General features: G+C 52.4%; 23 protein-coding genes. 5 read left to right on the forward strand and 18 right to left on the reverse strand.

Annotated features, from left to right (window positions below):
- The first annotated feature begins 115 nt into the window (after positions 1 to 115).
- Entirely contained in the window at positions 116 to 1963 is a 1848-nt protein-coding gene (locus tag Q7K71_01785; protein MDO8674832.1) for a nitrite/sulfite reductase, read from the forward strand.
- A gap of 327 nt (positions 1964 to 2290) precedes the next feature.
- On the opposite strand, the gene Q7K71_01790 is transcribed toward Q7K71_01785, so the two are convergent.
- From Q7K71_01790 to Q7K71_01800, 3 genes are read right to left on the reverse strand one after another with little or no spacing between them, the layout of a single operon-like run.
- Positions 2291 to 3664, reverse strand: a complete 1374-nt coding sequence (locus Q7K71_01790; GenBank protein MDO8674833.1) for an FAD-dependent oxidoreductase — start codon at positions 3662 to 3664, stop codon at positions 2291 to 2293.
- 2 nt (positions 3665 to 3666) lie between these two features.
- On the reverse strand, positions 3667 to 4086 hold the full coding sequence (locus Q7K71_01795; GenBank protein ID MDO8674834.1) for a biopolymer transporter ExbD: 420 nt from the start codon (positions 4084 to 4086) through the stop codon (positions 3667 to 3669).
- A complete protein-coding gene (locus tag Q7K71_01800; protein ID MDO8674835.1) occupies positions 4083 to 4712 on the reverse strand; it encodes a MotA/TolQ/ExbB proton channel family protein in 630 nt (209 codons plus the stop codon). Before Q7K71_01800 ends, Q7K71_01795 begins: the two co-directional genes overlap by 4 nt.
- A gap of 151 nt (positions 4713 to 4863) precedes the next feature.
- Between Q7K71_01800 and Q7K71_01805 the strand changes: the two genes are divergently transcribed.
- From Q7K71_01805 to Q7K71_01820, 4 genes are all read left to right on the forward strand, one after another.
- Positions 4864 to 5991, forward strand: a complete 1128-nt coding sequence (locus tag Q7K71_01805; GenBank protein ID MDO8674836.1) for a Re/Si-specific NAD(P)(+) transhydrogenase subunit alpha — start codon at positions 4864 to 4866, stop codon at positions 5989 to 5991.
- A 41-nt stretch (positions 5992 to 6032) separates the two neighbouring features.
- Complete coding sequence (locus Q7K71_01810; protein MDO8674837.1) at positions 6033 to 6320, forward strand: proton-translocating transhydrogenase family protein; 288 nt, start codon at positions 6033 to 6035, stop codon at positions 6318 to 6320.
- Positions 6317 to 7690 (forward strand): NAD(P)(+) transhydrogenase (Re/Si-specific) subunit beta, encoded by a 1374-nt coding sequence (locus Q7K71_01815; GenBank protein ID MDO8674838.1) that lies wholly within the window; start codon positions 6317 to 6319, stop codon positions 7688 to 7690. The genes Q7K71_01810 and Q7K71_01815 overlap by 4 nt, the downstream gene beginning before the upstream one ends.
- Before the next feature lie 171 nt (positions 7691 to 7861).
- Positions 7862 to 8059, forward strand: a complete 198-nt coding sequence (locus tag Q7K71_01820; protein MDO8674839.1) for a hypothetical protein — start codon at positions 7862 to 7864, stop codon at positions 8057 to 8059.
- 310 nt (positions 8060 to 8369) lie between these two features.
- Here the strand turns inward: Q7K71_01820 and fumC are convergent, their stop codons facing one another.
- The 15 genes from fumC to Q7K71_01895 all read right to left on the reverse strand — a co-directional run bounded on the left by fumC (position 8370) and on the right by Q7K71_01895 (position 22624).
- Positions 8370 to 9761 carry a class II fumarate hydratase gene (fumC, locus tag Q7K71_01825; GenBank protein ID MDO8674840.1) on the reverse strand — a complete coding sequence of 464 codons (1392 nt, stop codon included), beginning with the start codon at positions 9759 to 9761 and terminating at the stop codon, positions 8370 to 8372.
- Positions 9762 to 9769: 8 nt separating this feature from the next.
- Positions 9770 to 10621, reverse strand: coding sequence for an SPFH domain-containing protein (locus tag Q7K71_01830; protein MDO8674841.1), 852 nt, complete (start codon positions 10619 to 10621; stop codon positions 9770 to 9772).
- Positions 10622 to 10664: 43 nt separating this feature from the next.
- A complete protein-coding gene (locus Q7K71_01835; protein MDO8674842.1) occupies positions 10665 to 12056 on the reverse strand; it encodes a leucyl aminopeptidase in 1392 nt (463 codons plus the stop codon).
- A 51-nt stretch (positions 12057 to 12107) separates the two neighbouring features.
- Positions 12108 to 13397, reverse strand: a complete 1290-nt coding sequence (locus tag Q7K71_01840) for a citrate synthase (GenBank protein ID MDO8674843.1) — start codon at positions 13395 to 13397, stop codon at positions 12108 to 12110.
- A gap of 36 nt (positions 13398 to 13433) precedes the next feature.
- Positions 13434 to 15236: a GTP-binding protein gene (locus Q7K71_01845; GenBank protein ID MDO8674844.1), complete on the reverse strand. Its 1803-nt coding sequence runs from the start codon at positions 15234 to 15236 to the stop codon at positions 13434 to 13436.
- 110 nt (positions 15237 to 15346) lie between these two features.
- Positions 15347 to 16228 (reverse strand): sulfate adenylyltransferase subunit CysD, encoded by an 882-nt coding sequence (gene cysD, locus Q7K71_01850; GenBank protein ID MDO8674845.1) that lies wholly within the window; start codon positions 16226 to 16228, stop codon positions 15347 to 15349.
- A 67-nt stretch (positions 16229 to 16295) separates the two neighbouring features.
- Positions 16296 to 17006, reverse strand: a complete 711-nt coding sequence (locus Q7K71_01855) for a phosphoadenylyl-sulfate reductase (protein ID MDO8674846.1) — start codon at positions 17004 to 17006, stop codon at positions 16296 to 16298.
- Positions 16996 to 17415, reverse strand: a complete 420-nt coding sequence (locus Q7K71_01860) for an Rrf2 family transcriptional regulator (GenBank protein ID MDO8674847.1) — start codon at positions 17413 to 17415, stop codon at positions 16996 to 16998. The genes Q7K71_01855 and Q7K71_01860 overlap by 11 nt, the downstream gene beginning before the upstream one ends.
- An 11-nt stretch (positions 17416 to 17426) precedes the next feature.
- The gene (locus tag Q7K71_01865; protein MDO8674848.1) at positions 17427 to 17666 is read right to left on the reverse strand and encodes a DUF2061 domain-containing protein; all 240 of its coding nucleotides are present in this window, start codon (positions 17664 to 17666) and stop codon (positions 17427 to 17429) included.
- 74 nt (positions 17667 to 17740) lie between these two features.
- On the reverse strand, positions 17741 to 18808 hold the full coding sequence (gene mutY, locus Q7K71_01870) for an A/G-specific adenine glycosylase (protein MDO8674849.1): 1068 nt from the start codon (positions 18806 to 18808) through the stop codon (positions 17741 to 17743).
- Entirely contained in the window at positions 18801 to 19160 is a 360-nt protein-coding gene (locus tag Q7K71_01875) for a CbiX/SirB N-terminal domain-containing protein (GenBank protein MDO8674850.1), read from the reverse strand. The genes mutY and Q7K71_01875 overlap by 8 nt, the downstream gene beginning before the upstream one ends.
- Positions 19161 to 19196: 36 nt before the next feature.
- Positions 19197 to 20060: an NAD(+)/NADH kinase gene (locus Q7K71_01880; protein ID MDO8674851.1), complete on the reverse strand. Its 864-nt coding sequence runs from the start codon at positions 20058 to 20060 to the stop codon at positions 19197 to 19199.
- Positions 20057 to 20713 carry an HAD family phosphatase gene (locus Q7K71_01885; GenBank protein ID MDO8674852.1) on the reverse strand — a complete coding sequence of 219 codons (657 nt, stop codon included), beginning with the start codon at positions 20711 to 20713 and terminating at the stop codon, positions 20057 to 20059. Before Q7K71_01885 ends, Q7K71_01880 begins: the two co-directional genes overlap by 4 nt.
- A 13-nt stretch (positions 20714 to 20726) precedes the next feature.
- On the reverse strand, positions 20727 to 21929 hold the full coding sequence (locus Q7K71_01890; GenBank protein ID MDO8674853.1) for an ATP-binding protein: 1203 nt from the start codon (positions 21927 to 21929) through the stop codon (positions 20727 to 20729).
- Positions 21929 to 22624: a response regulator transcription factor gene (locus tag Q7K71_01895; GenBank protein ID MDO8674854.1), complete on the reverse strand. Its 696-nt coding sequence runs from the start codon at positions 22622 to 22624 to the stop codon at positions 21929 to 21931. The genes Q7K71_01890 and Q7K71_01895 overlap by 1 nt, the downstream gene beginning before the upstream one ends.
- Positions 22625 to 22640 lie beyond the last annotated feature (16 nt).

Below are 22640 nucleotides of genomic sequence, written 5' to 3' on the forward strand. Positions count from 1 at the left end.
AAGGCCGCGGAAGATGTACGTGCGCACGTGGGAAAAAAAATGTTTCATATAAGGAAATTATATTAACATTAAAAGCAGTAGGAAAGTAAGAAATTTTTTGTATAATTATGGAGCCATGGACCGTAAACCATTTGCTCCCAATCTCCATACCCCACAGGACAAATATTCCAAGGAAGAGCTGAATAAACTGGCTTCCAAAGGGTTTTTGGGCAATTTGAAAACAGATTTCAGGGACAATTCCCGGCCGGACCTGGTTTGGGAAGCGGAAGCCATTGCCAAATCCCACGGCATCTACCTGGAATTCAACCGCGCCAAGACCGGCAACGAAAAAGAATGGGTTTACATGGTCCGCATTTCCATTCCCGGCGGCGGCCCGTTAAACCGCGGACAATGGAACGTCATTGATGATCTGACCGAAAAATACACCAGGGACAGCGAAGGCCGCCCTTCCATACGGCTGACCACCCGCCAGAACATCCAGTTCCACTGGATCAAAAAAGAGCATGTGGTTGAGGTGATCAAAACACTGGCCGAATCGGGCTTAAACACCCTCAACGGCTGCGGGGACAATACCCGCAATGTCATGGGATGCCCCCTGTCACGATTTTCCGATGTCTACGATGCCAATGCCATGGCCCAAAAAGCCGGGCTTTATTTCCAATTGCCCCTCGAGCCCTTTATTGAGGTCTGGGCCATTGACCCCAAATACCTTAGAAAGCCCGAAGAATCATTCCAATACGGGCCCAATCTCCTCAACCGCAAGTTCAAGATCGCTTTTTCCGGAGTTGTTAAAGATGAGGCCACCGGTCATCTGGTCGCAGACAATTGTGTGGAAGCCCTGACCCATGACCTGGCTGTAGTGCCAGTGATTGAAAGTAATGCCTCCGCCAAAGGCGGATCCGCCTTCGGCGGAAAATTCCAGATCTACGTGGGCGGCGGCCAGGGCGAACGCAACGGCAAACCATCCATGGCTTGTTTAGGCAAACCCCTGGGCATCGTGGATAAAAACCGTTTGTTTAAAACTTTGGATGCCGTGGTCCAGGTCCACCAGGAATGGGGCGACCGCGAGAACCGCGTCTGGGCCCGCCTCAAATACGTCATCAAAAAGATGGGGGCCGCCTGGTACCGCGAACAGGTGGAAAAAAAGCTTGGCTTTAAATTGGAACCACCAAACCCCTCTTTGGATCCCGGAGCCAGACATATGCATCATGGCTGGTTCAAACAGGCGACCAACGGGCTTTGGTCTTACGGTGCTTTTATTGAGAACGGCCGCCTGATCGACTCGGGCCCCAACGGCAAACTCAAGTCCATGTGCCGGCATTTGGTGAACAGGTACCCGGTGGAACTCCTCATCACCCCCAACCAGGACGCCCTTTTCTCTAATATACCCGAGGCCTCAAAGAAAGAATTTGAAGCTGATCTGGCCAAATTCGGATTCGGCAAGCGCAACGGCAAGGCCTATTCCACCCTGCGCCTGCTTTCAGGGGCCTGTGTGGGCCGCGACACCTGCCGTTTGACATACACGGATTCGGAGAAATTTGAACCTTTTTTGATCGATGAACTGGAGACCTTGGGCTGGGGGGAACTGGCAGAGTCCATCGGTATTACCGGCTGTGAACGGCAATGCTTCCGGCCTGCCACCAAAACCGTGGGGTTGGTCGGCTCCGGATTAAACCGCTACCAATTGAAGTTAATGGGGACCGAAGATGCCAGGCACCAGGGATTGTCCCTTGTTTCCCCGGATGGCAACGATATTTACTTAAGGTCCATCCCCCGCGAGCGGGTAGCGGCTGTCTTGGATGCGCTTTTCAAATTCTGGAAGGCCAAAGCCAAACCCGGAGAAGACCTGGGTTATTTTAACCGCCGCATCGGCATGGAAGGCCTCATCAGCCACTTCAAAGAGAACCCCATTACCGCAGACCTGATGGCCAAACCCTTCCCGGCCGACTGCATTATTGAATAAAAAGGGGACACTTTAAAGTGTCCCCTTTTTACCTTATAAAAATGCTTAACCCTTGCTCTCGCAAGGGTTTTTGTGCTTCTTTGAATCAATAAAAAGCAGATTTAGATCAAGACACTCGCTTCATCCCAAGCGAAAGTGGCCTCGTCTTCTTTATCAGCCCTCTGATTCGACTGTTCATTATGCGGACCGATCATGGCTAACCTCCTCCTCTTCCTTACGACAACATGGTTCTGCCCCAATAAGGGTAAAGATAATATACCTTACTTTTAAAAAAATGCCAGTGTTTTTTTATGAAGGGGTTTTTGGGGGGAAAGCGCTGAAATTTGATTAAATGGCGGACAACATGCCGGTAACGCGGTCGAATTTCTCCCTTGGCTTGTCTGATTTCGCCCCGCGTGCGATCTCCGCGGCATCGATCTTCTTCCAATCCGCGAAAGTGACCACCCGGACCTGTTTTTCCTTTAAAAAAGCTATGACTTCCTGGGTGCTTGGCCTTTCGCACGGTTTTAACCGGTCCAAATCCTCCAGTAAACTCTTGACCGTGTCTTCGCTGTCCGGTTTATTGGTGCCGATAACGCCTGTGGCGCCTCTTTTGATCCATCCGGCCGCGTATAAACCGGCCAATGCCTTCCCGGGATCCATGACCCGGCCATTTTGGTTGGGAATAATACCCGCTTGGTCAGAAAAAGGCAGGCCTTTTATGGGAATACCGCGATAACCGACGCTGCGAAAGAAGATCCCGCAGTCAATTTCCTCAAATTTGTCTGTGCCGCTCACTTTTTGTCTGCCCGGATCCCCCACCAGGCGGTTCATCTCAAATTTTACCCTCTGGACACGGCCTTGACCAAGGAGCGCCACCGGGCTTTTGAAAAAATGCAGGACAAACTTGCGTTTGCGGCCCTGGGGCTGCAGAGTCGTAAAATGCTGAAGGATCTCAAAATTCTTCTTACGGGCCGCATGGGCCGGGTCTTCCATCTCTTTTTGGCTTGCTTCGTTCAATTTCAGGTCTTGGGGATCTAAAACGGGGTAACAATCGGCCAATTCCCCCATTTCCCTGATCTCGGGAGGGGTAAAAGCGGCCTGGACCGGGCCGCGGCGGCCATACATATGGACTTCCCTGATCCTGCTTTCAGCCAGGACCTCCAAGGCCTGCCGGCTGATATCGGTTTTCTTCAATTCATCCGCGCTTTTACATAAAATGCGGGCCACATCCATGGCCACATTGCCCTGCCCCACGATCACGGCCACGTCATGGGAAAGATCAAAATGATGGTCCTGAAAATCCGGATGGCTATTGTACCAGGCCACGAATTCAGTGGCTGTGTAACTCCCCGCCAGACCCTCCCCCTCAATACCCAAATGCCTGTCTGCCTCGGCACCAACGGCAAAAATGAGGGCATCATAAAACTTCTGCAGTTCAGGGACCGTGATGTCCTTGCCCACGGTCACATGGCCTAAAAATGTAAAATGGGGATTTTGGGCGGTCTTTTCAAAGACCTTGGTGACGTTCTTGATCTTGGGATGGTCCGGGGCAACGCCGTAACGCACTAACCCGTAAGGCACGGGCAATTTTTCAAACATGTCCACTGTGATATGTAAGGGCGGGGCATGCCCCGCCCCTACTTTAAACAATTCTTCCGCCAGATAAAATCCGCTGGGCCCGCTGCCGATGATCGCCACCCTGAAAGCGCGTTGCAACACATTCACCTTTTGAATTCGGTTGCCAATACCAAATGTTTGATCCCGGCCTTGGATGCCGCGTCAATGACCTGCACCACGTAATCGTATTTGACGTTGCGGTCGCCGTTGATAATGATCGCGGAATTCTTATTAGCCTTGACCAATCCCCGCATCTTGAAGCGCAGCAGGTCGCGGTCCAGTTTGAGGTTATATTTCTGGTTTTCCAGATAGACCTCCCCGGCCGCACTGACCATGACATTGATATCTTTTGTTGCCAGGGGCTGGGGATTGTTAGACACCTGCGGCAGGGCGATCTTGATGCTGGAGCGGTAGATCAACGGTGTCGTCACCATAAAAATGATCAAAAGCACCAGAATAACATCGGTGAACGGCGCTATGTTGATATCGGCGATGAGTTTGGAATTGCGGGGGCGGAGTCTCATTTCTTTTTCATACAAATAACATCCAGCAATTCGGAAGCCGCCAATTCCATATCCACGACAAAATTGTCAACCTTACGCATAAAATAATTGTACGCGACCACCGCCGGGATGGCGACAAAAAGCCCGGCCGCGGTGCAGATGAGCGCCTCGGAAATGCCGGTGGTCACGACTTCCATGCCGCCGGAACCGGCCTTGCCGATGTCCGCGAAAGCGCGCATGATGCCCAGCACCGTGCCGAAAAGCCCGACATACACGGCCGTACCGCCGATGGTCCCCACAATACTGGTGAAACGTTCGAGTTTGACCGTTTCCACGGTGATCTCCCGTTCCATGGCATTGGAGATCACCTTTTCATCATGACCCTTGAGCGTTAAGCCCGCCAAAGCCACATTGGCATACGGAGTATCTGCCTGACGGCAACTATCAATGGCCCCGGACGTCCGCCCTGATCCATATTCCTGGCGTATATGTTCCATCAGCGCTGGCCTGGAAACCCGCGAACGGCGCTGATAATACAGCATCCGTTCAATAATAACGGCCAAAGACAGGACCGAACAGAACGCCAGCAGATAAATGGTGAAGCCGCCGGCACCAATGAGCTCAAAAATATTTTTATCCTTAAACATGGGGGGATTGGATCCTTCGACTTCGCTCAGGATGACCACTGATGTAAAACTTAGAGGTCATTTTATCCTAACCCTTTCTAGAAAACAAGGAAAATACAGGAATACAGGAATTCACCCTTGACTTAAATTCGTCTTTTGTTAATCTGGAGGCATGGTCATTGCCGTCCCTAAAGAAATCCATCCGGGAGAAACCCGGGTATCGTTCATCCCTCCTTCCGTTGACCGTTTGGTCAAAAAAGGAGCTGTGGTATCTGTTGAAACCGGTTTAGGCCAAAGCATCGGCGTCTCCGATGAAGAATACAAGAAAGCTGGTGCTTCTGTAACTTCAGACCGCCGGACTTTGCTTGCCTCGGCTGATATTGTCCTTCGCCTGCGCAAACCCCCTGTCCAGGAGATCAGCTGGCTTAAAAAAGGGTGTTTGCACATCAGTTTTTTGGACCCCTTCAATGAAAAACAACTCGTGGATGCTCTGGCCTCCGGCGGCATCAGCGCCATTTCCATGGAAATGATCCCCCGCACCACCCGCGCGCAAAAGATGGATGCTTTGAGTTCACAGGCCAACCTTGCCGGATATGTCATGGTCATCCTCGCGGCCGAGCGTCTCCCCAAAATTTTCCCCATGCTCATGACCCCGGCCGGGACCATTTCTCCGGCGCGCGTCTTTATCATCGGTGCGGGCGTTGCCGGTTTGCAGGCCATTGCCACGGCCAAACGGCTGGGTGCCCGCGTCGAGGCCTTTGACACCCGGCCCGTGGTCAAGGAACAGGTGCAGTCCTTAGGGGGAAAATTTGTTGAGATCGACCTAGGGGACACCGGTCAAACCTCCCAGGGATATGCCAAAGCATTGACCCTGGAACAATTGGAAAAACAGCGTCAGGGTATGGCCAAGGTCTGTTCGCAATCAGATGTGGTCATCACCACGGCCCAGTTGTTCGGCCGCAAAGCGCCTGTTGTTGTGACCAAGGACATGATCGCCCAGATGAAAGCCGGCAGTATCATTGTAGATATGGCGGTCGAAAGCGGCGGTAATGTGGAGGGCTCCAAAGTTAATGAAGAGGTCGTCACCGCCAATGGCGTGCGCATTTTGGGACCCGGCAATCTGCCCGGTCATGCCGCTGTCCACGCCAGCCAGATGTATTCCGCTAATCTGCACAATCTCCTGGAAGAATACTGGAACAAGGACACTAAAATTTTTGATCTGAATACCGAAGATGAGATCATTAAGGGTTGCTTAGTCACCCACGCGGGCAAGATCGTCAACCCCATGCTGATCAAATAAGAATTCCCTCCCCCTTGTGGGGAGGGTTAGGGAGGGGGAACATGGAACTCATCTATCTACTTTTTATATTGACCCTCTCGGTTTTTCTGGGCTTTGCGCTCATCTCCCGCGTTCCCCCGCTTTTGCATACCCCGCTGATGTCGGAAGCCAATGCCATTTGCGGGATCATCATCATCGGTGCCTTGATCGCGGCCGGCGCTGATGCCAACAGCACGCTGACCATTATTTTAGGAACATCGGCCGTGGCCCTGGCCGCCTTTAACGTGGTCGGCGGTTATTTGGTCACGGAACGCATGCTGAAAATGTTCAAGAAAAAGGACATTAAATGAGCGAGGTTGTCGTCAATTTCATCTATATCATCAGTTCCGTCCTGTTCGCCTTTGGATTAAAATTTCTGGGCTCCCCTGTGTCCGCCCGCAAAGGCAATATGCTCTCCGCCGCAGGCATGTTTTTGGCCATTGCCGCCACCCTGACCAGCGGGCAACTTAGTTTTCAATGGATCCTCATCGGCATCATCATCGGGGGCGGTTTGGGGACCCTGGTCGCTTTTAAAGCGGCCATGACCCAGATGCCGGAAATGATAGCGCTTCTGCATGGATGCGGGGCCCTGGCCAGTGTTTTTGTCGGCTGGAGCGCTTATCATGTGCACGGCGCTGTTGACCTGACCAATGTCATCACGCTTTACATATCCATCGTCATCGGCGGCCTGACCTTTACCGGAAGCATCATCGCATGGGGAAAACTGAGCGGACGGATCCCCGGAAAACCCATTTTATTTACCGGCCAGCGTTTATTGAACATGGCCTTGATATCAGCGATCCTCATCCTGGGCGTCCTGTTCATCATGGCCCCCGGCCGTTACGACCTCTTCCTGATCATTTTAGGGTTGTCCGTGTTTTTCGGCATCTTTCTGGTCATTCCCATCGGCGGTGCGGACATGCCAGTGGTCATCTCGGTCTTGAACAGCTATTCCGGGATCGTGGCCTGCACCACGGGTTTTGTCATCCATAATACGCTGTTGATCGTGGTGGGCGCTTTGGTGGGGGCCAACGGGATCATCTTGAGCGTCATCATGTGCAAGGCCATGAACCGCTCGATCGTCAACGTCATTTTCGGGGCTTTCGGAACAGTGGTCAAAAAGAAAGCCGACGGCGAAAAAAAAGAGGCCAAAGCGGTTTCTGTTGAGGATGCTTTTCTGGTATTGGAGAATGCCAAATCCGTGGTGATCGTGCCCGGTTACGGCCTGGCTGTGGCGCAAGCCCAGCACGCGGTGCGCGAATTGAGCGAATGGCTAGAGAAAAACGGCTGCGACGTCAAATTTGCCATCCATCCGGTCGCGGGACGCATGCCCGGACACATGAACGTATTGCTCGCCGAAGCCAACATTTCCTATGACCAGTTGATGGAAATGGACGCCATTAACCCGCTCATGGAAAATGTGGATGTGGCCATCGTGATCGGTGCCAATGACGTGGTCAACCCGGCCTCCCGCCATGACAAAAGCAGTCCCATTTACGGCATGCCCATCATCAACGCGGACAAGGCCAAGACCGTGTTCGTGCTCAAACGTTCAATGGCAACCGGTTTCGCGGGAATTGAGAATGAATTGTTTTATTACGACAATACGCGGATGATCTTCGGCGACGCCAAACAAACCGTTCAGGCCCTGGTCGCGGAATTTAAGGAAGCAGCAAAATAAAATCCCCGTTTTGATTTTCTTTGACAGCCATAATACCTTTTGTTACATTAATGTCATCAAGCGCCCCTTCCCCAGACGCGTTAGCACTTAACCCATATTATCCGTCATATCGCCGTAGCATCCGGTAGCTCCCCACTACTTTCGCCGACGGAAAAAGCGAAAGGAGTTTGTATGTTCGTCATAGACGACGCACGCCGGGAATATATGTCCCGGCAAATCGGAGACCTCGGGAAGAATATTCTAACAGCGGCAGTAGCAAGTTACTTCTTTGAAAAATTCTCATTGTTAATGCGTTTTGGCCTGTGTATACTTGGTCTTGGGTTTATGGTCGCTGGCGTCTTGATCCAACCTTCCAAAAAAGGAGCATAAATATGATGGTTCTCGCAACACTAACCTTGCTTCTTATTTTTTGTGTAGGCCTTGTCGTTTATTCGGAGCATAACAAAAAACGGATCTCTCATTAACGAAGGAAACAAATAATGGAAGCTATCATCATTGTTGCCATTGCCGGAATTGCCGGTCTTATTGTTATTCTCTTAAGCCAGCACAATCGCAAACAGCAACATCAGCCAACGCATAAATAAACACCCTTCGTTTACACAAAAAAGGGGACACTTTATGGTGTCCCTTTTTTATCTATTTTGCGCGAAATAATTCAGGTTACGGTGGGCTACTTAATTTATGGTTTGGGGCCGATCATGTCCTGCGGACGGACGATGCGGTCAAACTCTTCGGATTTAAGCAAACCCAGCGCAACAACGGCTTGTTTGAGGGTCATGCCTTCGGCAAGGGCTTTTTTGGCGACCTTGGCCGCGTTATCATAACCGATATGCGGATTCAAAGCGGTCACGAGCATGAGCGAATCGTCGAGATGCTTTTGGATATTGGCGCGGTTGGGCTCAATGCCGACAACGCAATGGTCGGTGAAACTGGCACAGGCATCACCCAGCAAACGGATGGAATTCAAGACATTAAAAATAGTGACCGGTTTGTAGACGTTGAGTTCAAAGTTACCGCTGGCGCCGGCAAAGGTGACGGCCGTGTGATTGCCGAACACCTGGACACAGACCATGGTCATGGCCTCGCATTGGGTGGGGTTGACCTTGCCCGGCATGATGGAACTTCCCGGTTCATTTTCCGGCAAATGCAATTCCCCTATTCCTGAACGCGGCCCCGAACCCAACCAACGAACGTCATTGGCGATCTTTATAAGCGATACGGCCAAGGTGTTCAAAGCACCGCTCAATTCCACCAGAGCATCCTGGCCTGCCAGGGCCTCAAATTTATTACGGGCTGTTTTAAAGGGCTTGCCGGTGATCTGCGCGATCTTTTCAGCTGATTTGACGGCAAACTGTGGATGGGTATTAAGCCCGGTCCCGACGGCAGTCCCGCCCAAAGCCAATTCATACAAACGCGGTAAAGCCGCGTCGATGCGCTCCAGACCATTGGTCAATTGCTGGACATAACCGGAAAATTCCTGCCCCAACGTCAGCGGGGTCGCGTCCATCAAATGGGTGCGGCCGATCTTGATGATGTCTTTGAATTCCACGGATTTTTTTTGCAAAGCATCGCGCAATTTTTTGACCATGGGGACCAAACGCCGGTGAATATCTTCCAGCGCGGCGATGTGCATGGCTGTCGGAAAGGTATCATTGGAGGACTGGGCCTTGTTGACATCATCATTGGGATGGATGGGTTTTTTACTGCCCATGACCCCGCCGGCGATCTCAATGGCGCGGTTAGCAATGACTTCATTGGCGTTCATGTTCATCTGGGTGCCGCTGCCGGTCTGCCAGACGACCAAAGGAAAATGCGCGTTAAGCTTGCCTTCAATGATCTCGTCCGCGGCCTGAACGATCAACCTTGCCTTATCCGCGGATAAAAGCCCTAATTCCTGATTGACCAGAGCCGCGGCTTTTTTCAAGATCCCGAAAGCCCGGATGAATTCCGGCGGGAATTGGTCTCCCCCGATCTTGAAATTCTCCAAAGCCCGCTGAGTCTGGGCGCCCCAGTATTTGTCCGCCGGGACCTTCACTTCCCCCATGCTGTCCGTTTCAATGCGAAAACTCATCATCACTCCTACTTGATCGGCATAACACCGGCCAGGTCGCCGATGACATTGGTTAATTCTGAATTGGCAGGCACCACGATCTTGCTATTGTGGGCCAGGGCCTTTTCAACCGCTTCCAATTTACGCAGCACCTGCGCGTTGCCCACGAAATATTTCTGGGCCGCTTCATTGACCAATTGGATGGCCTGGGCTTCGCCCTGGGCCTCCAAAATACGGGCCTGTTTGATGCCTTCGGCTTTCTTGATCTCGGCGCGTTTTTGACCGTCGGCAACGGTCTCGGCGGCAGTGGCATAATCAATGGCCGCGATCTTCTCGTTCTCCGCCTTGACCACCTTATTCATGGTTTCCTGCACGTCCTTGGGCGGATCAATTTCCTTTAATTCCGTGCGCACGATATCCAATCCCCAGTTCGCGGTCTCGCGCCCCAAAATGGTGTGCAATTCCGTATTGATACGGCCGCGTTCGCTGTTGGCGCTTTTAAGGGTCATGGTGCCGATGATATTGCGCAAGGTCGTACGCGCCAGATTGACGATCTGCCATTGATAATTGCCGACATTGTACTGGCAGTTTTTTACATGCTGTTCATCGGGCTTGACCTTGAAATACACCTGCGCGTCAACCTTGGCATTCAGATTGTCGTTGGTGATGATCTCCTGCGTTTCCGCGTCCACCAGCTGTTCGGTGATGTTGATCTGGTACATGTTCTCAACAATGGGGATGATCCAATTAAAACCCGGAGAGGCAAAACGCAGGTATTTACCGAACCGTTCCACCAGACCGCGATGCGTCGGGCGCACGATGCGTATGCCCATGAAGAAAACAATAACGGCGAAAATGATCAAAAAATAAAAATTCTCCATACTTCCCCCTCCCTAACCCTCCCCACAAGGGGGAGGGAACGTCCTAACTGTTTAATAAATAATGCGTCAACAGCCGCACCCCGGCGCCGGTGGCCCCGTGGCCGTAATACATCCGGCAGGGACCCTCGACGTAGGCGCTGCCGGCAATGTCCAGATGCGCCCAGGGCGTGTCATTGGTGAATTGACGGAGGAATTCCGCGGCCGTGCACGCGCCCGCGCCCCGCACCGAACTGGTGTTCTTCAGATCCGCGATGGGCGATTTGATATAATTTTTGAGTTCCGGATAAACAGGCAGGCGCCAGGCGCGGTCATCCGTATCATTGGAAGCCCGCACCAGAGAACGGGCCAGGTCATCATTGTTGGAAAAAAGACCTGAATAATCAAAACCCAAAGCCACCACACAAGCGCCGGTCAGGGTGGCCATGTCGATCATCGTCGCCGGTTTATAATTCTTGACCACATAAGCAAAAGCATCGGCCAGCACCAGGCGGCCTTCGGCATCGGTATTGCCGATCTCAACGCTTTTGCCGGCATAACCGGTGATCACATCCCCCGGTTTGTACGCCCCGGAACCGATGGCGTTTTCGGCAATGCTCAAAACGAACAAAAGGTTTTTCCTGATCCCCAAGGCCAAAACGTTTTTGAGGATACCGCACACAGCGCCCGCGCCGCTCATGTCGATCCTCATGGTCTCAATATGATTGCTGGATTTGAGATTTAAACCGCCGGTGTCAAAGGTCATGCCCTTGCCGATGATGGCGGTGTACGGTTGACCTTTAGGACCGCCGTGGTATTTGACAATGATGAGTTTCGGCTCCTTGCGGCTGCCCTGGTTGACGGCCAGATGAAAATTCAACCCGTGGCGCTTGAGTTCTTTTTCATTAAGGACCTGCAGGGACGCATTCTTCTTTCCCTTGATCAGCCCTCTGACGGTTTTTTCCAAATATTGGGAAGTCACGGTATCGGCATTGTCATTGATCAGATCACGGGTCAGGCGCACGCCTTCGCAAATGGTCACGGCCTGGCGCAGCGCCTTGCTTTCAGGAACAGCAATAATGATGTGCTTATTTTTGAAGGTCTTGTCATCCTTGGGCCTACTCTTGTATTTGTCCCAGACATAGGTGCCGATGCTGATGCCGTCAATAATGGCCTTGACCGTGTTCTCATCAGAGGCGTGGGGCACCACTTCAACGGTCCTGGCGGATTTGATATAAGGCGACAACAGCGCCTTGCGGGTATTGACGCGCACTTCGGTCAACGACAATTTCTGTGTCTTGCCTAAACCGACGAACAAGGACAACCTCTTGCCCTCCAGGATGGGGAAAACTTCCCCTTTCTCCAGTTCTTTTTTCAAACGGGGATGTTTTTGGCCGGCGGTCAGCAAAATGACCGCGGCGTCTTTATTGAATTTTGCTTTGGGGATAAATGAGATCACAAAACGCTCCTTCTCAAATTAGTGTACGGGGGGGCATGCCCCGCCCCTACGTTATCTTTTCTCTAGCGGCACATAATCATGCTTGGGCTCGCCGGTGTAGATCTGGGACGGACGGCCGATCTTGGTGGCGGGGTCTTCGATCATTTCTTTCCAATGCGCGATCCAGCCGGGCATGCGGCCGATGGCGAACATGACCGGGAACATCCTAAGCGGTATGCCGATGGCCCGCAAAATGATGCCGCTGTAAAAATCCACGTTCGGATAAAGCTTGCGCGAAATAAAATATTCATCTTTGAGCGCGGCCTCTTCCAGGCGTTTGGCGATGTCCAAAAGCGGATCATGGATGCCGAGTTTATTGAGAAGTTCGTCGGCCTTTTCTTTGATGATCCTGGCGCGCGGATCAAAATTCTTGTACACGCGGTGGCCGAAACCCATGAGCCGAAAACCACTGGCCTTGTCCTTGGCCCTGGCCACGTATTTGTCCACCCCGCCGCCGTCGGCATGGATGTCCTGGAGCATTTCAATGACCGCCTGGTTGGCCCCGCCGTGCAGAGGCCCCCACAAAGCGCAGATGCCGGCGGAAATGGACGCGTACAAATTTGCGTGGGAAGAGCCCACCAGACGCACCGTTGATGTGGAGCAATTCTGCTCATGGTCGGCGTGCAGGATCAAAAGGACCCGAAGCGCCTGCACGACCTCATCAACGATCTGATAAGATTTGGTGGGTGAAGAGAACATCATGTTCAGAAAGTTGGGAACATATTTCAGGTCATGGCGCGGATAGACGAACGGTTCGCCGATGGACTTTTTATAGGAAAAAGCGGAAATGGTGCGCACCTTGGACAAGAGCTGGACCGCGATGCGGTCAATGTCCCCTTTGTTGGGGTTTTCCTTGATCATGGTGGGGTAATACGCGGACATGGAACAGACCATGGCCGACAGGATGGCCATGGGGTGCGCGCTCGAGGAGAACGCGTTGAAAAAATTCTTCATGTCCTCATGGATCATGGAATGTTCATTGAAAGCGCTGGAAAAAACGTCGACTTCCTTCTGGGTGGGCAAATGACCGTAGATCAAAAGGTAGGCGGTCTCCACAAAGGTGGACTTTTCCGCCAATTGTTCAATGGGAATGCCGCGGTAACGCAGGACCCCTTTGTCTCCGTCCAGATACGTGATGGCGCTCTTGCAGGAGCCCGTATTACCGAAACCCGGGTCCATGGTGATATACCCGGTGGCGGCGCGCAGTTCGGCGATATCAATGGCTTTCTCACCCTCGGTGCCGACAATGACCGGGCAATCCAGCTTTTTCCCGTCGATATTCAAAGAGATCCGTTCAGACATGTCTATCCCCTCCTTAAGGCACGTTATGGACAAACATCATATCATATATTCGGGGTCCAAGACAACCGCTTTGACTAAAAGGTCCACGATCTTCTTGACGGCCTGGCCGCTGTCCTCGTTCTCAACGAGATCCAGATCGATATCAGACGCGTTAAAACGGTTTTCCCCGACATTGACCACAAAGGTGCGGTTAGGATAATTGAGCGTTTTGAGCAACCCCAATTCATGATCATCAATGTCCGTAATGCTGGTGATGAGGACCAGCCCCGCGTCCGTCATCAAATGGGCCAATTCCCCCAATTGCTGCAAATGTTCAAACTTACCCAAAACCTTATCTTTGGAGTCCTGGGAAGCCAAAGCCAGCTGGTTGGAAACGCCGAGAAAATATACAAACTTGCCTAAATTGGACAGCTTTTCCTCAAGGTCCTTGGCAATGCGTTGTTTACCGGCATCAACCTTACCGGTAATGAGGATGAACGCGCTTTTATGTCCGTATTTCCGGGCGCGGTCATCCGGTGTTATCTGACTGCGCTCCCACCCATACTCGCGCTTGCGGATGTGTTCTTTCAATGAAGAATCACTGTCAAAAACAGGAGCCAGAATGATGCCGCCTCCGGCGATCTCGTATTGGTCCACGAGCACAAAACGGCCTGTGGCCGCGATGTCATTGGCAAGGTCAAAGGCCACGGGTTTCATGGCCTCAAAAACGCATTCCCCGACCTCGTGACGGTCCACATAAGATTTCTGGCTGGAGACCAATTCCGCGGCGTTAAGGACATGGAGGATCTGCGAAACAACTACCGGCACTTGCTGGCTGGCGATCTTTAACTTATAGACCTTGCCCTGCACCAGCGGCTGTTTGCCCATCCAGAACACATTGGCCTTGAATTTCTGGCTGACCTGCGGCAATTTTTCCGACGCCTTGACCATGACCTCGCCGGGACGTATGTAAAACTCGGTGTCCATGGTCAGACCCGCGGACTGTCCGGCAAAGGCCTCCTGACGGACAGGACCGTTAAAATATTCCACGGATCTGACGCGGTTCTTTTTTCCCGACGGCCAAAAGACCACCTCATCTCCCGCCCGCACGGTCCCGGACTCGACGCGTCCGGCAATGATACGCCGCTTGTCCCCCTCTTCGGTGAACTTATAAATATCCTGGACCGGCATGCGGAACACCTGCGTGTGCAAAGGGGCCTGTTTTGGAAAACTATCCAGAACTTCCAGAATATTCGGCCCCCTATACCACGGCATGTTCTTTGAGGCAACGGCCACATTGTCGCCGTGAAAAGCCGCGATAGGAATGAAACTCTGGGGCTTCAGGTCGATTTCGTGGAGGAATTTGGTGTAATCGGCCTTGATCTGTTCAAAGACCTTTTGGTCATACTGGACCAGGTCCATTTTGTTGACGCACACGGCCACATTCTTGATCCCCAAAAAACGCATCACATAGCCATGACGCCTGGAATTTTCCTTAATGCCTTCATGGGCATCGATGACCAACAAGGCCGCTTCGGCGCGGGCCGCTCCGCTGATCATATTTTTTAAGAACTCGATATGACCCGGCGCGTCAATGATGATGTAATCACGCTTGGCGGACTTGAAAAAACTGCGGGCCGTGTCAATGGTGATGCCCTGGGCCTGCTCGTCTTTGAGCGCGTCGAGCAAAAAGGCATACTCAAAGGGCTTGGCATTGCGTTCGCATTGCTTTTTGACCGCTTCCACCTTACCCTCGGGCAAGGAACCGGTATCGGCCAAAAGACGGCCGACCAGCGTGCTTTTGCCGTGGTCCACGTGGCCAACGATCACCACATTCATCTGTTCACGTTGAGTATTCATAGTCACCGTCGTAAGGGCGGGTCCTGTCTTCGGTCACCCCCGTCCGTGCTCGCACCAGCTGCGCGCGGCCGGGGGGCCCCCACCTCAGCCACCCGCACCACGCATAACCTTTACATGTATCCTTCTCGCCGTAAGGTTTCCAAACCGCCGTTGTCTTCCTTGTCCTGGGCGCGGCCGGAGCGCTCGGCGATGTTCTTGAACTTGCCTTCCCTTAACTCTTTGACAATATCCGCCACGTTCTTGGCCTTGGAATCCACGGGGAACGAGCATGGATAGCACCCCAGCGATCTGTAGCGTTTGCCATCACCCTGGTCAAAATACAATTTGGTGATGGGAACATTTTCCCGCTCAATGTATTCCCAAATATTCAATTCCGTCCAGTCCAGCAAAGGATGCACACGGATATGCGTGCCCGGCGCGAAATCGGTCTTGAACTGGTTCCACAATTCCGGCGGCTGGTCTCCCACGTCCCAGTCGCTGTTGCGGTCGCGGGGAGAAAAATAGCGTTCTTTGGAACGGCTCCCCTCCTCGTCCGCCCGCGCGCCCACGATGACACCGGTATAGGGTTCAATGTTAGTATCTGTTTCATATTGGCCGGTCTTATGGTTGAGCCGTTTGCGCGGCCAGGCACCGGAAAGCGTGTTTTTAAGCGCGTCGGTCTTCAGGGCCTTGCAGCAGGCGATGCGGTCAATGGCGCCGTCGGGAAATGTCTTTTTGGCTTTGAGCGCTTCGGTGTTCTGGCCTACGATCATGTTCAACTTGAACTTCATGGCCAGTTCATCGCGGTACTGGATCATTTCCGGGATCTTGTAATTGGTATCAATGTGCACCAGCGGAAAGGGCACGTGGCCAAAGAAGGCCTTGCGCGCCAGCCACAAAAGCACGGTCGAGTCCTTGCCGATGGACCAGAGCATGACCAGCGACTTGAACTCGCGATACGCCTCGCGCAAAATATACACGCTCTGCGATTCCAAAGCGTCCAGTTTGTCTATCGTCTTATTCATACCATCACACCTCAAAGGTAGCACCTGCCTTCTCCGAAGAAGGCAGGTGCTACCTTTATTTCTTGTGCAAACCGCATTCCTTCTGTTCCGGCTGTTCCCACCACCAGCGGCCGGCACGGATATCTTCGCCGGGTTTGATGGCCCGGGTGCAGGGCGCACAGCTGATGCTGACAAAACCTTTGGCATGCAAAGGATTGACGTCCACCTTGTTCTTTTTAATGTAATCGCGCACCTGGTCCAAAGACCAATCAACAAGCGGATTGATCTTTATTTTCCCATTGACCTCGTCCCACTCGAAGATCGTGGCTTCCGACCGGGTCAGGGATTGCGAACGCCGCAGGCCCGTGATCCAGGCATCCGCGTTGGACAAAGCCCGGCGCAGGGGCTCCACCTTGCGCACCCCGCAGCATGTCTTGCGGTTCTCAACGCTTTCGTAAAATAAATTGATGCCCTTGGCCGCAACCATTTCTTCAACGGCCTTGGTATCTGGATAATAGATCTTGAACGTCACCTGACTGTACCTTTTTTGCGTCTTGGCTAAAAGGTCATAGGTTTCCTGATAGAGACGGCCGGTGTCCAGGGTAAATATTTCAATGCCCGGCGCCACGCGGGCGATCATGTCCGTAATGACCTGGTCTTCCTCACCCAAACTGGTGGCAAAAACAACCCTGTTGCCAAAGGTCTTGAATGCCCATTGAATGATCCCCTGGGCATCAAGACCCTTGGTCGCGCTGATCAATTCCGGTATTTTCTCTTTAAATGTCATAACTCACCGTTTTTGATTGGCTCATGTGCTTGTTACGTATGTCCTCAAAATTGATGCCTTCCAGGGCATGGTTCACAGATGTCTGCACCTCCTGCCACATGGCATCCATCACATGCCCTTTAGTTTTGGGCACGGCTTCTGAAAAACCAAGACCGCCAAAATGCCTGACGATATCGCTCAATTTAACATCAGCGGGCTTTTTAAGCAAAACATAACCACCGTTTTTACCTCGGATGCTGTCCACATACCCTGACTCTTTCAAATCGATCAAAATGTGCACCAGAAATTTCATGGGGACCTTCTGACGCTTGGCGATCTTTTGGGCCTGCAAAGGTGTGGTGACCGGCCAATGCAAGGCCAGTTCCAGAATGGCGCGGCAGGCATAATCTATTTTAGCGGAGATCTTCATGGCTATTCCCCTTAAATTTCATAATCCGCCATAACACGCCCTATTTTAACATGCTCCCAGGCCCGTTCATGAAAATAATACAGGACCAATTTCGTAAAAAGCTCCACGAATCCAATGGAAAGGGCGATGTGTAATTTATGCGTGATGAGCCAGGAGATCAGGATGGTATCCATGGTCCCGGTCATGCGCCAGGAAGCGGCTTTGGCCATGCTTCGCCATTTCTTGTCTCTGACGATAAGGTTATTTTTCATATAAACCCCCGGAAACTTTTTTAATCATTACTAAGTTAATCATGTAAGTAAGTATATACGATAAAAAAATTTTGTCAACTATTTTTTGACATCAGCTTCTCTATCACCTTGACCGTGCCTGAAGGCATGGGGTATTGAACAAAATCGCGGGACAAAACCCACCGATGGGTCTGATCAGTTCCGGGTAAAGATGCTGTTTCAGCCGCCCATACGGACAATTTCACCCGGAAGGTCGTATAAAAATGCCGCACGTCAAAAAGATGCCGGGCATCTACAATTTTAATTCCCAACTCCTCTTGTATTTCCCGGCTAAGGGCTTCCCGCGCGCTCTCCCCTTTTTCCAACTTACCCCCGGGGAATTCCCACAAGTCTGCGAGCAGTCCTTTGGACGGCCGTTTCTGGATAAAAAATTTGCCCTTGTGACGAATGACCGCGATCACCGTTTCAATGTCCTTGATGATCTTTTGTTTTGGCTTGGGGATGATCTCCTGTTTGCCTTTGGTATAAGCTGAGCAATACGGGCGCACCGGACATAAAAGACACAAGGGCTCTTTGGACCGGCACACCAAGGCGCCCAATTCCATCAGCGCCTGGTTAAAATCACCGACACCCTTGCGGGGCAAAACTTTTTCTAAGAACGCGGTAACTTTTTTATCCTGTTGCGTGTCCGCCTCACCGGGCAAAGCCAAAAGCCGCATCACTACCCGGCGGACATTGGCATCAATGATGGGCAGGCGCGCGTCATAGGCAATGCTTAAAACCGACCCGGTCGTATACGGACCGAACCCGGGCAAGGAACGCACCACGACAGGGTCAGCCGGCAGCTTCCCTCCATGATCGTCCACGACAAGCCCTGCCGCCTTATGGAAATTCTTGGCCCGCGCGTAATATCCAAGCCCCTGCCACGCTTTCAGGACATCGTGGATGTCGGCCCGGGCCAGATCAAATACGGTCGGAAAGGTCTTCAGCCAGCGTTCATAATAGGGAATAACGGCATTGACCGTGGTCTGCTGGAGCATGATCTCGGAAGCCCAGATGTGATAAGGGTCACGGCTATCGCGCCACGGCAGGGAGCGCTGGTGTTTCTGATACCAGCGCGTCAAATCACGGGCAAATATTTTCCCACTGTCGGTTTTAAGCATGGTTGATGAGGTCTGCAAAAAGGTCGGCGATCACGGGATGCTGACCAACGGGGGTTATGATCAAAAAACGCACGCGCGGGTATTTGTTTTCAGCTTCATGGACAAGGACGGGGATGTCCGTATCCACATGCCGGCCGGAATTGAGAAAATTTAATAAAACAGTGACCTGATCCGCTCCCTTGTTGACACAAATGTCTATGCCTTCCGGGATACTTGGGGATTCCAGTTCCAGAAAAGCAAATTCAAAAATATCCGTTTTGACGCGTTTTCTTAAGGTCTCAACGAGCGCGGACACCTCTTGTTTTGTCTTCGCCGAGCGGCTGCCGTGGCTGACTAATAGGATCGCTTTCATAACATTATGTACGGGCGACCCGGCGGGTCGCCCCTACTATTTCCAAATTACCTTTAACGGATGCGACGAACGGCTGACCTTAAGTGTTGAACCGAAAACGAACGGCAGACAAATATGAGAACCGTCCACGTATACCACCCCTTCACGCATCAAGGAGGTGATCCTGATATTTTCCCGGTCGCGGATAATCCCGCCTTTCAAATGGTATCCGGATCCGCGTCCGTGATACAGCTCACGCGGCTTATATTGCAATTGCCTGCTTTGTGGCGGCAAAACGCGGCCTCCAGCCGAACGGATGGCACCGGTGGAACCGGCGGCCGTGGATATCCACACCCCCGATGATCTCTGCTCCTCTTTTTGTCCCCGGAAATGCAAGGCATAACGGCTCATGGCCCCGGGGCTCTGATGGGAAACCAAAATGTCATTGAGGGCCGGATATTTCTTCTTCTGAACTTCGATCTGCATGCGCTCAAGGACCAGAACGCGTGAACGCCCGGCGATCCAACGCGCCAGAAGACCGGGAAAATTATGCGCCGTACCGGCGCAAAAACGCCCCACGCTCCAATACGGGTTAGAGTTGACCCCTAAAACGAATTGCCCCTTCAGGGCGCGCGCGGCTTCCAGGAACGTGCCGTCCCCGCCGACGGTGATGACCAGGCCGAACCCCGACGGGTCAAAGGCCTTGCCCCGGCAAAAACGCTCATAACGGACACCCCGCAGACGCAGGGCCTTTTCCACCCCGGCCAATGTCGCGTAATGCAGCTGGTGCGTGTCCAGAAAACGTTTGAGATCACGCGGGGCAAGAAGTTTCTTAAGCGTGGACGAACGTTTTTTGCCGGCCAAGAAATAATGGTCGTAACTGGTTTTCTTATAAAAGAGGAGGACTTTAGAATGGCTCATGGTCGTTGGAAATGGACTTTGGCCAGCATATCGCGGTATGAAGGAAAAATATGGTCAGCGCCGGATAAAAAAGACCCGGGTAAGGATGTTTCCAGCGCGAAACAGGTCAGGCCCGCGGCTTTCGCGGAACGTATGCCGAAAGGGGCGTTCTCCAGAACAACAGCGCGGGACTTTTGAACGTTCAAATGCCGTATGGCCTTCTCATAGGGTTCCGGATGAGGCTTTCCGTTATGCACATCGCTGCCGCAGACAACAACGTTGAACGCCTCCCACAGCTCCGGCGGCAGGAGTCTTTGGGCCTCATGCCTGGACGTGCCGGTCACAAGTCCCAGTAAAAAACCTTGGCGCTTCAAACGCTTGAGCAAGGAACGGCTGCCGGGAATGAACCGGGACCTGAAAATCTCTTTAAACAATTCTTCTTTCTCCTTCAGGACCTGATGGCCAAGGTCATCGCTATGCTGACGGCCATGCTCAAAAAAGATCTCACGCACGCTGTCAATGCCCTTTTGGCCTTCACGCTTGTAAATGTCCTCGTGGCTGACACGCACACCGTAACGGACGAACACCTCTTTCCACGCGCGATAATGATAACGCATGGTGTCGGTGATGACCCCGTCCATATCAAATATCAAGGACTCAACTTTAAAAATCACGGATCCAATTATATCACTTTGGAGGGTTATCAACAGGAAGAAAAACACGGAAGGTGGAACCGGACCCGATCCGGCTTTGCACCTCCACCCTGCCTTTATGGGCATTGACAATGTGTTTAACGATGGAAAGCCCTAATCCCGTGCCTCCCAGATCGCTGGACCTGGCCTTGTCCACGCGGTAAAAACGCTCAAAAACGCGGGACAAATGTTCCGCAGGGATCCCGACACCGGTGTCCCTGACATCCACCCGCACAAGATCCCCCTCCAAACAGGCGTCAATGTCAATACGCCCTCCCGCCGGGGTAAACTTGACCGCATTGTCCAGAAGGTTCAGGAAAACCTGCTCCAAACGTCCCTGGTCGGCATGGACCTTAGGCAGGTCACGGGGGATATTGAGGTGGACCGCGTGTTTATTTTGCTCAATGTATTTCTTTTGCATCAGGACCACGGCCTGCAAAAGGGCCTCGATGTCCACCGCCCCTAAGCTCATCTTGATCTCTTTGGACTCCAGCGAAGAAAGCACCAGAAGGTCGCTCACCAAATTCTCCAGCCGATGCGTCTGTTTGCCGATGATGTCCAGAAAACGCAGGGCATGATCGCGGTCATCCAAAGCGCCCTCTTTGAGCGTTTCCACGAACCCTTTGATGGACGTCAGCGGCGTTTTCAATTCATGGGATACGTTGGCCACGAATTCACTGCGCAGGCGTTCGTATTTCTTCAATTCGGTGATGTCGTGAAAGACCGCAACAATGCTTGACAGCGCCCCCTGTTCATTGAGTACGGGAGAGATCTGCATGCTAAAGAACGTTTCCACCGGATGGAGGATGGTGATCTCCCTGCGCAGGGCTTTTTTGGAAGCCAGGGCCTCGCGCAAAAGATCATTGATGGAGGCGTTGCGGATGACTTCCCAATAATACCGGCCGTTGAACTCCTTGGAACGCATTTCAAGCATGTTATAAAAATTCGGGCTGATATGCACGACATGGCTGTCTGCGGAAATGATAATGACCCCCTCCACCATGCTCGAAAGGATGGCTTTCAACTGGTCCTTGTCAGCCGTGACCTGGCGGATCTTCTTCTGAAATTCCTCTTTGGACAAGGCATCGGTCATCAGACGAATGTCTTTAAGGCGGCGGGCATGAAAATAGCGGCTGATGGCAAAGGTGAGGACACCGGACACAACGGCAACCAGAAGAACAAGCGCAATGGACAGCATTACTCAAAGTCCTTAAAACAATACCCGACACCACGCACGGTTTCAATGCAGTCCTTGCCGCGGCCCAGTTTCTTCCTTAAGCCGCGGATATGCACGTCCACCGCGCGGTCCACGATGAATTTCCCTTCTTTCCAGACATTGTCCAGCATCTGCTCGCGGGAATATACGCGCCCCGGCGAACGGGACAAAAATTCCAGGATATCGAATTCAATGGCCGTCAACGCTACGGCCTTGCCGGCATAAACAACCTTGTGTTTGGGGATGTCCAGGACCAGGTCTCCGTATTGTCGGTCCGGGGACCCAACAGCCGTGGAAGATGAAAGGCCCCTGCGCAAGATCGCCTTGACGCGCGCTGTCAGGACTTTAGGACTGAAAGGTTTGGTGATATAGTCATCCGCTCCCATCTGCAGGCCGATGACCACATCGCTTTCTTCGCCTTTGGCAGTCAGCATGATGATGGGGATATTCTTGGTCTTATCCTCGTTCTTGAGCAAGCGGCAGATCTCCATACCGTCGGTCCCGGGCAGCATGAGGTCCAAAATGATCACATCCGGCTTGCGCTTGAGCGCGTGATCAAAAGCATCCCCGCCTTCGAACAGGGCGGAAACATCATACCCTTCCCGCTCCAGATTGTAACGGACCAGTTCGCTGATATCGCGGTCATCTTCAACGATCAATATCTTTTTCTTGGCCATGACGGTCTCACTGCCT

Source organism: Candidatus Omnitrophota bacterium (genome assembly GCA_030650275.1).
In the GTDB taxonomy this organism is placed as follows: Bacteria; Omnitrophota; Gorgyraeia; order Zapsychrales; family Fredricksoniimonadaceae; genus JACPXN01.